At 43.1% G+C, this 12,140-nt stretch carries 12 protein-coding genes; all 12 read right to left on the reverse strand.

Features of this window, described 5'->3' with window-relative positions:
- Positions 1-72: 72 nt before the first annotated feature.
- The gene (locus MJO52_RS05040) at positions 73-693 is read right to left on the reverse strand and encodes a class I SAM-dependent methyltransferase (protein WP_252084855.1); all 621 of its coding nucleotides are present in this window, start codon (positions 691-693) and stop codon (positions 73-75) included.
- A 644-nt stretch (positions 694-1,337) separates the two neighbouring features.
- On the reverse strand, positions 1,338-2,159 hold the full coding sequence (locus tag MJO52_RS05045) for a hypothetical protein (RefSeq protein ID WP_252084856.1): 822 nt from the start codon (positions 2,157-2,159) through the stop codon (positions 1,338-1,340).
- Between the two features lie 1,268 nt (positions 2,160-3,427).
- The gene (locus MJO52_RS05050) at positions 3,428-3,898 is read right to left on the reverse strand and encodes a hypothetical protein (protein ID WP_252084857.1); all 471 of its coding nucleotides are present in this window, start codon (positions 3,896-3,898) and stop codon (positions 3,428-3,430) included.
- Positions 3,899-4,349: 451 nt separating this feature from the next.
- Positions 4,350-5,036 (reverse strand): DUF1963 domain-containing protein, encoded by a 687-nt coding sequence (locus tag MJO52_RS05055; protein ID WP_252084858.1) that lies wholly within the window; start codon positions 5,034-5,036, stop codon positions 4,350-4,352.
- 609 nt (positions 5,037-5,645) lie between these two features.
- Positions 5,646-5,891, reverse strand: coding sequence for a VF530 family DNA-binding protein (locus MJO52_RS05060; RefSeq protein ID WP_252084859.1), 246 nt, complete (start codon positions 5,889-5,891; stop codon positions 5,646-5,648).
- Between the two features lie 528 nt (positions 5,892-6,419).
- The gene (locus MJO52_RS05065; protein ID WP_252084860.1) at positions 6,420-6,932 is read right to left on the reverse strand and encodes a sel1 repeat family protein; all 513 of its coding nucleotides are present in this window, start codon (positions 6,930-6,932) and stop codon (positions 6,420-6,422) included.
- A 107-nt stretch (positions 6,933-7,039) separates the two neighbouring features.
- Positions 7,040-7,522 carry a YcxB family protein gene (locus MJO52_RS05070; protein ID WP_252084861.1) on the reverse strand — a complete coding sequence of 161 codons (483 nt, stop codon included), beginning with the start codon at positions 7,520-7,522 and terminating at the stop codon, positions 7,040-7,042.
- A 656-nt stretch (positions 7,523-8,178) separates the two neighbouring features.
- Positions 8,179-8,823, reverse strand: a complete 645-nt coding sequence (locus MJO52_RS05075; protein WP_252084862.1) for a hypothetical protein — start codon at positions 8,821-8,823, stop codon at positions 8,179-8,181.
- A gap of 575 nt (positions 8,824-9,398) precedes the next feature.
- Positions 9,399-9,821: a GNAT family N-acetyltransferase gene (locus tag MJO52_RS05080; protein ID WP_252084863.1), complete on the reverse strand. Its 423-nt coding sequence runs from the start codon at positions 9,819-9,821 to the stop codon at positions 9,399-9,401.
- Between the two features lie 18 nt (positions 9,822-9,839).
- Positions 9,840-10,259 carry a hypothetical protein gene (locus MJO52_RS05085; protein WP_252084864.1) on the reverse strand — a complete coding sequence of 140 codons (420 nt, stop codon included), beginning with the start codon at positions 10,257-10,259 and terminating at the stop codon, positions 9,840-9,842.
- Between the two features lie 565 nt (positions 10,260-10,824).
- Positions 10,825-11,238, reverse strand: coding sequence for a hypothetical protein (locus MJO52_RS05090; RefSeq protein WP_252084865.1), 414 nt, complete (start codon positions 11,236-11,238; stop codon positions 10,825-10,827).
- A gap of 97 nt (positions 11,239-11,335) precedes the next feature.
- The gene (locus MJO52_RS05095; protein ID WP_252084866.1) at positions 11,336-11,848 is read right to left on the reverse strand and encodes a CbrC family protein; all 513 of its coding nucleotides are present in this window, start codon (positions 11,846-11,848) and stop codon (positions 11,336-11,338) included.
- Between the last annotated feature and the right edge of the window lie 292 nt (positions 11,849-12,140).

Raw genomic sequence — 12,140 nt, forward strand, 5'->3', positions numbered from 1 at the left:
GATTTATTACGGATAGGGAACCGCCCATTGTGGACATGCATGATGGGTGGTGTGGGGACCGGTAGCAAGAAACTACCGGTTACCCAGTTTAGATTTTTTTCTTGCTACGATGGAGAATATATGCCAATGGTGCGGTGTACCATCTGTAGTTTCTCCTGAAAGGTCATGTTCAGTCCACTTTAATAGCTCAAAGTTACTGAGGTGTTTTTTAATCTTCGATTCATTCATAACTAGAGTATCATTCCAAAATGCTTCCTTATCATACTCAGGTCCAGCCATTGTGTCTTTCGGCCCCAGGAATGAACCGCAAAAGATTCCACCCTCCGTCAAAGAGTTAGTTATTTTCAACCAAACTGACTCAAAATATTTTTCAGGACAAAAGAAAAGACTGGCATCAGCAACTACCAGCGAGGACTCAGGATAATGGAAAGTATTAAAACTATCCCTTGATAGAATAACCTGCTCATCATCTTTGAATCGTTTACGACATCTAGATATAGATTCATTCTCGATATCAAAGGCATGAACCGTGAAATTATTACTGCGCAAATAAGCTATATCTGATCCTGCTCCACAGCCACAATCAACAGCAATATTTCTTCCTTTTACTTTACTAAGAGCAAAAATTAAATCTTCTCGAGTATCACTACGTTCTGTTGAGTCATAATAGTTGGAGATTTCTCTCGTTGACATTCCCTATCTCCGATGAGTAGAAAATCTAACTCCGCCAACAGTGGCCGAGCGTAGCGAGGTCCAGCCCCGAAGGGGCGATGCTGACTACTGGTACATCCAGCATGGGCATGAGCTAATGGGGTGAAAATCCCCTGTAGGAAGGTCACCATTTAATGGGTTCCATTAAATGCTAACTACTGGCGAATGACAACTGCAACAGCCAAGGACACCGAAGATGGGTGATCTAACGGGTAGAGTCAAAGATGCAGTTGTGTAGTGAAAGTTCATACTCTGAACTGGGAAGTTCTGTTTAATTTACTACAGTGAAGCTGTCAGGGCGGTAACAGACTCATATATGGGCTTAACCAGTTCGAGACTATCGTTAAGTACATGGATAGGCTGATTACGCACCCCCGCGATGACTGGTGTAGTAGCCGGTAACTAGAAACTGCCGGCTACTAGATTTTGAGCTACTCAACAACATTGCCAGAGGAACTTACCAATTAGAAAAACTAAAAACAACAGGGTGTCCACTTTAGTTTTTTAATAAACAAAATAGTTGCCCAAATAATTACTCCCTTAAATAAGAAGCTCTATCCACGATAAAATCGAGCTTGTCTTACAAGATGGATTGATTGCGGTGAAGCGTAGTTAATCCTTAATCGTTAGGACTCCGTTAAAGTTATGGTGGTGTGGCCCAGGCTATTATTCCCCGCGATCGAGGTGTTGTAGTTTCCCTTGCCCTGCGGCCAAGACACGCTCGTAGGTTGCCAGCCATCGTATCCACTATTGGATTCTGGTTGGATTGAGAAGGTGTGGTCTTCGTCGATACTGTACTGCAAATTAGCGTATGGGGACTCCCATTGGGTTCCAGAAAAGCCATCAAGTATCATCACTTTTTGCCCTGGTCCAATCGATGTAGTCCCATTCAAAAGCTCATATGGATGTGGATTAGCGTAGTCGCATAAATGAACCCACTTTTTGGTCTGATTGTCGAGATAATAGGTAGGACTTACCGGTTCAATTTCTTCCTTCATCTCGTACGGATCCCCTATCGGATATACGTGAAGGGTGGCCGTGTACTCGTCTTTACCGCCTTTTTTTTTCGAAATTAATATCGCGTCATCCATGACCCAGAAATAACCCGTCGTTTCAGCGCTATATCCAGGCTTATTAGGGGTCTGCGCGAATACGTAGACGCAAGCCGTATAAGCTTTTTCGCCATCGGTTTGCGAAGTTATCGCGGTTTCGCTTGCGTAGTTGATCTTCATCTTGCTGCCGCTTTGCCCCGGAAGATAATAAAGGACATATCCAGCGGCCATGTCACTTCCTTTAGCCCAGCCTGTGAAAGCTCTCGTGGTTGTTAACGCGGGAATAGTATCTACTGGGCCATGCTCAATATTACCCTCGGATTGATTCATGTTTTTGGTATATTTAATATCGGTCTTACAATGATTTGCGATATTAACGGTAATGTGATAACCCATTTTTTTCTCCTGTTTTTAAATATGCTCTTATTGCAGACATTAATGCCATAAACTATGCTCGATTAACAAAACGAAATAAAAGGATATAAAAAATATTTGGCATAGGACAACTGATTAAAGTTCGAGCTTTCCCTAAATACCAATTCAGTGGAAATAAATAGTTCATGAGAAAGCTCATAGTATTTCGCATATGAGAGCCCCGGCCACACCTTACTTGACATGCTTGGCAATAACTTCTCTGACCTTGTTCGGTCATTGATGGATAGGTAAAATTCTTCGCTCATCATGAAGATGGAAAGCTATAACTTAAACAACCTATGCTTATATTTTGGCGCGAGAATCTTTTAAAATCCTTCCGAAAAAACTAGCCTGCACACTAATGGCCACAACAATAATAAATGCTGGCAATATCTTCTTTATCGGTATCTCCAGTATCTATCCATGTTAAATAATATTATTTTCAAAACAAAGATTGCAAGCAATAATTTTATATGGGTAGGTCATTCACTAAAGACCTTTTACCCGCCAGCCCCCTCCAAAAAAGTTATTGATTTAACAATATTTCCTAAACAGAAATAGGCTCAAATTCCTTCGAGCAACCCAATTGTTTTGCCTGTCTATTCATGTTATAGATTTATATGCCCCCTCGATTTAAGTATTAACATAGATTTTCCTATCCGCTAGCAACCAAGAAATATAAAACAAATACACAAAGAAATTCAGAGCTTTGGTGATCAATCAAAGGTTGGAATGACCACGTTATGATACAAATAACTCGATCTGCTGACAGAGATTCTAGAAGAGAGTTGGAAAAAAGTGTATCTGTAAAAAATAAGGTGTTGCTTATCGATGCAAAGCTATCCATTAAATTAGAAGCCAGCTTTGATCGAGAACCCTACGCTGGAATATTTACAGTAGAAGGCGAATAGATCAGGCTCTTTAATTTTCAAGCTGCCCCAAAACAAAGAAGCCAGCTAATGAGAGGCTGTGCAAGAAGTTTATGCTCAACTCGATAAACACTGGGTACACGGAATAGGCGATTGTCGAAGCTTCCTCTCAGCCTCACCCTGCTAATCTAGTCCTAACCCAAATGCTCTATATCAAGATTACCGCTCTTTGATCTAAAAATAGCGTTTTCCAAGACCTGTATGCAAATTCCCAGAGCTTGAACTCCTTTACTTATAAATCAAAGAGAAAGAGTCGTCAGAAATAGAGCTTTCGCTACTGTTGACATAATCCCCAGTCTTTGACTGTCCTAGTGTGTGTTTCTACCCTTTCCCCCATGGATAATCTGGTGGCATGTAGCCCTCAACTCTTTTTATTTTCAATAAAGACTTTTTATCAAAAACCGTCGAATATATACCCGACGAAAGATTAGACCCGATTGGGTTTATAGTGATGCTCTCTACCTTGAACTCACCATCCAAAGATAATTTGAATAATGTTCCTTGCCGCGTGCCATGTCTCCAATAACCCCATAGACTATTACGGCCGGATTCATATTTTTCGAAAGCAATTGCCTTTGGGTGAAATGCCACAACTTTATTTATGTATGTTCCATCCGCCTTACTTAGATAGATTATAAAAGGGCCGCCACTATTGCCGAACATTGCTGATGGTCCAGACATGATTCTATCGGCTATACCATCACCATTTAAATCGCCACTATATGTATATCCGTAATCTGCTCTAACCTGACTTGCAAATAGAATCAGGATAAATACTATGCATCGATACACTGGGTAGCTCCTTTTTGGTTTAACGCCTCAATAGCGGACAAATAACTTGGCTCTTCAGCCGTAGGCAATCGTTGATTAATTTGGTACGCCAACTATGGGCGTGAACTAATGGGGTGAAAGTCCGCTGTAGGAAGATTACCATTTAATGGGTTCCATTAAATGGTAACTACTGGCGAATGACAATTGCAACAGTCAAGGACACCGAAGCCGGGTGATCTAACGGGTAGAGTCAAAGATGCAATTGTGTAGTGAAAGTTCATGCTCTTAACTGGGGAAGTCTGTTTAATTTACTACAGTGAAGTTGTCAGGGCGGTAACAGACTCATATATAAGCCTAACCGGTTCGAGACTATCGTTAAGTACATGGATAGGGAACGGCTGATTACGTACCCCGCGATGACTGGTGTAGTAGCCGGTAACTATAAATTGCCGGCTACACGATTTTGAGCTACTCAACAACATTGCCAGAGGAACTTACCAATCGTTCCCTCTTTATTTATGAATGCGTATGAAACACCGGAGTCTCCAAAATTGATACTAAATGGAACTTCACACGAATCTAGCTGCATAAGAAGTGACCAGTCGTCCGTATTTCCGGGAAATTCGTCACCTTGAAGAAAGCTGGGTGTCCCACCAATTTTATTTCCTCCCAGCTTATTACAGTATTTTTCATAGTCCTCGTCAGCTAGATCAAAGCGTTCTGCTTCTGGAATGAACTCTGGGTCTTTTGAGGCTGAAAGATCAACAGCTAATTCGATATCTATTGGGTAAAGACCAGTTTTCCCCTTTACTTCAACATAGTCCTGTAAAGTTGGTCCAGTGGTGATATTTCGTACCTTAATTTGAGGCTTACCACCCGGTTGAATAATTACTGCATTCTCGCCACCATCTGGCTCCCATGTTCCATCAACGTACTCATCATCATCTGTCATGAAGATATAGGCCACTTTTCCCTCACAGCCTGGAAATAGATCATTTGTAAGTTTGATCTGACAAATAAAGCGCATGGGAGAATCCATTTCAGAGCTTATTGGCCATTGAGCTTCCTCAAGCCAATTAGGCTGACCGCCAAATTTTGTAACAACATCAGAAATCGGTAATTCAGTTACTTTGAATTTTATTGTATTACGAGTAATCATACTTATCCTTGTGTACTCTAAACCCTTGCTAATAGGCAGCTGAAACTCAGTGTAGGCTGTCCCGTGGAAGCGGAACGGAGTGTACTTGAGTAACTTGGTACGCCTAGTATGGGCGTGAACTAATGGGGTGAAAGTCCCGTGTAGGAAAGTCACCATTTAATGGGCGCCATTAAATGCTAACTACTAAAGAATGGCAACTGCAACACTGAGAGATCTTGTGGGGAAGAAGCCGCTAGCAAGACTACGAGCTGGCGAATAGAAACATCCTATAAGGCTTAGCCTGGAGGGGCACCGAAACGGAGTGGTCAAAGGGTAGAGTCAATGATGCAGCTGAGTAGTGAAAGGTCACGTTCTTATCTGGGGAGATCAGTTTAACTGGCTGTTGTGAAGCTGCCAGCGTGGCGCTGACTCATAAGTAGCGTACTGCCATGATACTCTACTCAAATGAAGAGCTGCTGTTGGGTAGGGATTCAACGGATAGGGAGCCTGCCATTGCAGATTGGCACGATGGGTGGTGTGGGGGCCGGTAGCTAGAAACTACCTGCTACCCGATTTATGTGCCTGTTCCTGCCTAATCACAGCGACATCTATGTGGTTACCAAATAGTGCTTATTTACGATTAGCCCACGGAGATTTGTTTTCAAAAGTTGAGATATACAGATTCTCGACTTTATCTCGCGCCCACTGGGTTTTACGTAAAAACTTGAGCGAAGACTTAATTGATGGGTCGCTCTTAAAGCAATTGATATTAATCCTATCTGCCAAACCATCCCAGCCATAATGCTCCTGCAAACGTGTAACAACTTTCTCAAGAGTAATACCATGTAGCGGATTATTTGGTTGTTCTTTACTCATTCTTCAATCAATACCCTGTGTTTAATGACGCATAATGCCGCGAGCATGGGCGTGAACTAATGGGGTGAAAGTCCCCTACAGGGAAATCATCATTTAGTGGTCGCCATTAAATGTTAACTACTCGCGAATGGCAACTGCAACACCAGAAAGTCTTATGGGGGAGGGAGCTCCTGGCAAAACTACGAGCTGACGAACAGAAACATCCTATAAGGCTTAGTCTGGAGGTGAGGTGGTCAAGGACTCTGAAGCTAAGTGATCTAATAGGTAGAGTCAATGACGCGGTTGTATAGTGAAACTTCAGGTTCTTGTCTGGGAAGGCCTGTTTAGCTTACTGCTGTGAAGCTGTCTGCGTGGCCGCTGACTCGGAAGTAGCGCACTGCCATGATACTCTACTCAAGTGAAGAGCTACTCGACACTATTGTTGGGTAGAGATTCAGAACGGATAGGGAACCACCCATTGCGGACCCAAACGATGGATGGTGTGACGATCGGAAGCTAGAAACTACCGGCTACCCGGTTTATGCACTTTTACCCATTTACTTGAGCATTATATTTTTTAAGCGTTGACATTATATCCTTGTCGGGATTTTCCATCCCCTTGTATATCAGCAACGCCTTTTCACAATGCTTCCTTGCCTTAGCAAGGTTATAGGTTGATTGCTCTTTGTCAGCATAGGCATGACATAAATGATACTCAGATTCATAATGACCAAGAGACACAGCTTTTACCCAATACGAAACCGCTAGTTGTTGATTTTGCTTAATTCCGAAACCAAAGAACGTTAAGTACCCTAGATTATTTAGTACATCGACTTGTAAGCCCTGAAACTCTGGATCAACCTTTTTCAGATTAGATAGCTCTTCCCAAGACCTAGCTGATAGTTCATAATCTTCATTTCGATAATGGCATGTACCTGTGTAATACAGTTTCTCGGCAACATTTGAAGACTTCTCTAAGCCGATAGATTCTGGCCCGCAATCTTCCTTTGATAACACGGGTGCCGAGAATAGAGCCAAAATTAATAACATTGAATTTCGCATGATTTTTCCAAGAATTACACAAAGAAAACTATCTGGTGGAGGCCCGTAGGGTCGGAAAAAACTGCCTCGCCTTGCTGCGCTAGGCACGACTTTAATTTTTATTGAAATCAATGTTTACCCTTAATCTTGGTAACTATCTCATTAATTAATTCAGGAGGTAATAACGATTTAGACAAGTACTGCTGCCCCCCAGATTTAGCCACCAAAATAAGCCCTAAATCGGTTTCAATAATACGCTCGATATCTGCCCACAACAGAGCTGTTATCGTATAAGGATTCTGTGTCTGGATTCCATCCTTATCTATGGTTAATTTCACCTCACTACCGGCACTTTTCCCAAGCATCTGCCGTGCTAACCACCAAGCTCGTCGATATCGAATGTGAATCAGTTCCAGCACGCCTAATGCAATTAACGTGCAACTTGCGATCTTAGGTTGCTCAGTAAATAATAGTAATCCCGCACCAGAAGATAATAATAATGTAGGAAGAAGATAATTGGGCTTGACATTTCTCCCATGGGGTAGAGACTGATCATAGCATTCGGCTAGGTAATCTCTAGATAAGGTAAATTGAGTATTAAAAGGCTGCATAAAAACAACTTATTGTATCTGGTAAATTTGTCGTAGCACTACAGTGAGTGTCAGGATGATTCTTTAAGCTAATGTCAATTACGCCACATCTCTCAATGAGACCTCGGTTTAGCCCCACATAACGCCTTTAGCAACGGCAAATTACGAAATCGAAGGCGTAGTAATTTGTCCACTTGCCTAAATTTGGCACACCCAGCATGGACGTGAACTAATGGGGTGAAAGTCCCCTGTAGGAAGATCACCGTTTAATGGGCGCCATTAAATGCTAACTACCAGCGAATGGCAACTGCAATACCGTGGGGTCTTGTGGGGAGGAAGTCGCTAACAAAACTACGAGCTGGCGAACAGAAGCATCTTATATGGCTTGGCCTGGAGGCGAGGTGGCCAAGGACACCGAAGCGGGTAGAGTCAATAATACCGTTATGTAGTAAAAGTTCACGTTCTTATCTGGGGAAATCTGTTTAGCCTGCTGCTGTGGAGCTGTCAGAGTGATCGGTGACTCAGAAGTACCGCACTGCCATGACACTCAGCTCAAATGAAGCGCTGCTCGACACTATCGTTGGGTAGAGATTCATTACGGATAGGGAACCGCCCATTGCGAACCCGCACGATGGGTGGTGTGGGGGCCGATAGCTAGAAACTACCGGCTACCCGATTTATAGCTTTATCACAAATTTGTCAGACTCTAGCTTCTTCGAGACAAGGTCAAAAACTTTGTAGCGAAGTTCATCTGACACTTGAACAAGCAAGCCCAACGTCTGTTTATCTGAGAAATACTCGTACTGGATGATTTTGTTTAATCCAGTATCAAGGCACTCAAGGGTTGTTCCATCGGTGGCGCTGACACAAGCGCTTACCCCTTCAGATTTAGGGCTAATCTCCACATATATGTAGTCGGATGTCGATTCATTTGTTTGATCATCATATGTTCTAAGAATGCGATGATTAATAATTTGAGAGCTATTATCCGGAAGTAACCATGTAGGTTCCTCTCCGATTTGACTTAAGAAAAGCAGGTTTCGAAGGGTTCGGCTATATCCCCCAGACTTTAAAACACCGTCACGCTTTGAATAGACACGTATATACTGGATTCCTTTGTCTCGAATTGTTTCTACATCTGAAAGCTCGATTATTTCTTTAGTTTCTTTGTCAGGAGTTGCGATTTCTATCGCATTTCTCCTTGTGTTTTTCGTTATCTCTTGAAAGATAAAAAAAGCCCCAATTAATGAAGCAATCAATAAGAGTAGAAAGAGTATTGAGTTAACTCTGTTGATTGTTAGAAATATCTTATTATTTTCCATATCTATCCTTGGTTATAACGACCACAAAAGGGATGGCTGGAGCGTAGCGTAGGCCGTCTTGCGAAGGGCCAAAATCCCGCAGCAACCTGCTTGTACTTGGTACGCCCAGCATGGACGCGGACTAATGGGTGAAAGTCCCCTATAGGAAGATCACCATTTAATGAATTTCATTAAATGCTAACTACTGGCGAATGGCAACTGCAATACTGAGAGGTCTTGTGGGGGGAAGCGGCTAGCAAAACTACGCGCTGGAAAATAGAAACATCCTATAAGGCTTAGCCTGGAGGCGAGGTGGCCAGGGACAGCGAAGCCGGGTGGTCTAGCGGCTAGAGTCAATGATTCAGTTGTGTATTGAGAGTTCACGTTCTTATCTGGGGAGATCTGTTTAGCTTGCTGCTGTGAAGCTGTCAGCGTGGTCGCTGATTCAGAAGTAGCGCACTGCCATGACACTCAACTCAAGTGAAGCGCTGCTCGACACTATCGTTGGGTAGAGATTACGGATAGGAACCGCCCATTGCAGGTCCGCACAATGGCGGGTGTGGGGGCCGGTGGCTAGAAACCACCGGCTACCCGATTTATATGACTGTAAGCGTCATTTGGTAAAATTTATCATCTTCGTTTTCTATGACAAACCCTAGGCGACCATAAAGTCTATATGCTGGACTACGTTTAAATACTCGTAGATCAATGAACCCTAGATTTTTTTGCCTTGCAAGCTCGGTTACTTTAGAGATAACTAAAGCGCCTAACCCTTTGTTTTGTTGATTAGATACAACTTGAATATCTCGTAGTTGACAGCGATTGTTTTCAAATGAGAGTCTAACAATCCCAAAAACTCCATCATCATTCACTACATCATAATTCTCAAGATTTTCAATTGCACTGCGTACATCTGATAAAGTCCAGTCTACGCCATACATGTCATAGTACTCCTGCATGTTGGCAAGAGTAAGTTTTGCAGATTTATCCAAGTCTTTGGTTTTAATAAATTGTATCATTGGTCAAGTCATAACGTCTCAAACACCGGGCGTCGTGACAGTGGCGTCCGAATGATTTGACTTATTGGAAGTGAAGTGGTCAGCAATTTGAGCTTCCACTTCTTTTCTACAAATCTCAATTACTTTATCGCCCACCTCGTCATTGAATGAAGATTTAAATATGCATTGAATAAAAACGCCTTTTTCACCAGAACTAAAAGACACATTTTTGTAGCGAAGACCTAAAAGATTACTTAAATCTTGATCTTGGAGCTCTACAACTTCTTTTTGAATTTGATGATGTAAATTGCCATTCCAGACAAGGTTTGCTATGACAGGGGCGGCCTTGAGGTTCTCCTCATGATTCTGGCCTCCCTCAACTTGAATAGTATAATTCTTTGAAGTGGATACTTCGCAAGCACCAAGAAAAAGAACGGTTATTAATAAAATGGCCCTCATTTGAAACTCCTTACCTCTAACGCCTAAAGCACCCGATGTCAAAACCAGAGCGAAGCAGCGGTTTTGACATCGGGTGCCTTTACTTGATGAGCCCAACATGGGTGTGGACTAATTGGAGTGAAAGTCCCATGTAGGAGGATCATCATTTAACGGGTTCCATTAAATGCTAACTACTAGCGATTGGCAACTGCAATACTGTGAGGTCTTGTGGGGAGGAAGCCGCTGGTAAGACTACGAGCTGACGGACCGAAATATCCTAGAAGACTTAGCCTGGAGGCGAGGTGGCCAAGGACACCGAAGCCGGATGATCTAACGGGTAGAGTCAATGATGCAGTTGTGTAGTAAAAGGCCACGCTCTTATCTTGGGAGATCTGTTTAGCCTGCTGCTGTGAAGTTGTCGGCGTGGCCGCTGATTCAGAAGTGGCGCACAGCCATGACACTCAACTCAAGTGAAGCGCTGCTCGACACTATCGTTGGGCAGAGATTACGGATAGTAACCGCCCATTGCAGATCCGCACGATGGTGTGTGTGGGGGTCGGTGGCTAGAAACCACCGGCTACCCAATTTAGGCATTTTTCACGGCCTCTATATGTTTTTTTAGACGTATATCTTGACTGCGAGGACCATTGACATTATGCCATGGGCTAGGCTGAGCTGAGCAGTTGAACTCAATAAACCAATCGGGCATTCGCAACACAAGGTACTTATGGAGAAGTTCACGAAAGTACTCAAAACAGTCTTCACTATATTGGTTGTGCTGACTGATTTTCGCTGCCCACCCTTCTGTAGGAAATAACCCTTCATGCCGCAAGTATTCAATAAAATCTAGCCACTCATCTTCAGCTCTTTTCTCACCATAAGTATCTAGTAAGCATGACTCATAGCCTCTCACAAACATTTCTAGATCCAGAAGATTAGCTTTTTGACCGACTCGCCCCAAGGTCCCGTTAAATCCGGGCCCAGGATGTTCAAGTGACATTATATAAATTCTTTTTATGAGCATACCCATCAATACCTAACGTCAACAGCAAGCGGGCCGCTTTTTGGCGTCGCCTAGGCTGTTTTTGTTATGAATTTTAGTTTGCATCCCACACCCAGTATTTATTGCCTTCCAATGTAAATAGGTAAACCGAGACATCACCGGCATCTTTGTAACTGTTCAATTTCTTTTCTGGTAGTCTATCCCACAGCCATTCGATCTCTGACACTTCCTGACCTTCCCCTGAAAATGACTTCAAAAAATCGTCCTTACTTTCGAAATCTTGCTTAGATGCAATTCTCTCGAACACAGGAAACTCGCCGTTTACTAAAGGCCATGCAGTTTCCTGCCAAGTGGGTAACGCTGGAGTCTTATACATTAGAGTGACCGACTCTTCCGAATCATCGTCGTAGAATTGGTTTGCTTCTATTTCTAAGTCGATTAACTTTCCAGACTTGAGACAATCTTCGCAAATACAGTCAATTTCATTGATACCAGGGTAGCCGCCAGTATCAAACCAAACTCCTACTTTGCTACAGACAGAACAAGGTTGCGGGCTGTCTACTAGAAGTGCAAACCCTTCTGGATCTCTAAAGTATCTGAATTCCATGCTCTTACTCATAGCGACTACAACAGGGGTGGATGGGGCGCAGCGTAGGCCGTTCCGCGAAGGGCCAAAGGCCCGTAGCAACCTACTTGTACTTGGTACGCCCAGTATGGGCGAGGACTAATGGGGTGAAAGTCCCCTGTAGGAGGATCACCGTTTAATGGGTTTCATTAAATGCTAACTGCTAGCGAATGGCAACTTCAACACTGAGAGGTTTTGTGGGGAGGAAGTCGCTAGCAAAACTGCGATCTGACGAACAGAAACATCTCATAAGAGTTAGCCTGGAGGCGAGGTG

The sequence above is a fragment of the Microbulbifer variabilis genome (genome assembly GCF_023716485.1).
Classification (GTDB): domain Bacteria; phylum Pseudomonadota; class Gammaproteobacteria; order Pseudomonadales; family Cellvibrionaceae; genus Microbulbifer; species Microbulbifer variabilis_B.

What these genes read in the sequence shown, in the direction of transcription:
- MJO52_RS05040 (WP_252084855.1), bottom strand. Translation starts at nt 693, where the DNA reads ATGTCAACGAGAGAAATCTCCAACTATTATGACTCAACAGAACGTAGT.
- MJO52_RS05045 (WP_252084856.1), bottom strand. Translation starts at nt 2,159, where the DNA reads ATGGGTTATCACATTACCGTTAATATCGCAAATCATTGTAAGACCGAT.
- MJO52_RS05055 (WP_252084858.1), bottom strand. Translation starts at nt 5,036, where the DNA reads ATGATTACTCGTAATACAATAAAATTCAAAGTAACTGAATTACCGATT.
- MJO52_RS05060 (WP_252084859.1), bottom strand. Translation starts at nt 5,891, where the DNA reads ATGAGTAAAGAACAACCAAATAATCCGCTACATGGTATTACTCTTGAG.
- MJO52_RS05065 (WP_252084860.1), bottom strand. Translation starts at nt 6,932, where the DNA reads ATGCGAAATTCAATGTTATTAATTTTGGCTCTATTCTCGGCACCCGTG.
- MJO52_RS05070 (WP_252084861.1), bottom strand. Translation starts at nt 7,522, where the DNA reads ATGCAGCCTTTTAATACTCAATTTACCTTATCTAGAGATTACCTAGCC.
- MJO52_RS05075 (WP_252084862.1), bottom strand. Translation starts at nt 8,823, where the DNA reads ATGGAAAATAATAAGATATTTCTAACAATCAACAGAGTTAACTCAATA.
- MJO52_RS05080 (WP_252084863.1), bottom strand. Translation starts at nt 9,821, where the DNA reads ATGATACAATTTATTAAAACCAAAGACTTGGATAAATCTGCAAAACTT.
- MJO52_RS05085 (WP_252084864.1), bottom strand. Translation starts at nt 10,259, where the DNA reads ATGAGGGCCATTTTATTAATAACCGTTCTTTTTCTTGGTGCTTGCGAA.
- MJO52_RS05090 (WP_252084865.1), bottom strand. Translation starts at nt 11,238, where the DNA reads ATGTCACTTGAACATCCTGGGCCCGGATTTAACGGGACCTTGGGGCGA.
- MJO52_RS05095 (WP_252084866.1), bottom strand. Translation starts at nt 11,848, where the DNA reads ATGGAATTCAGATACTTTAGAGATCCAGAAGGGTTTGCACTTCTAGTA.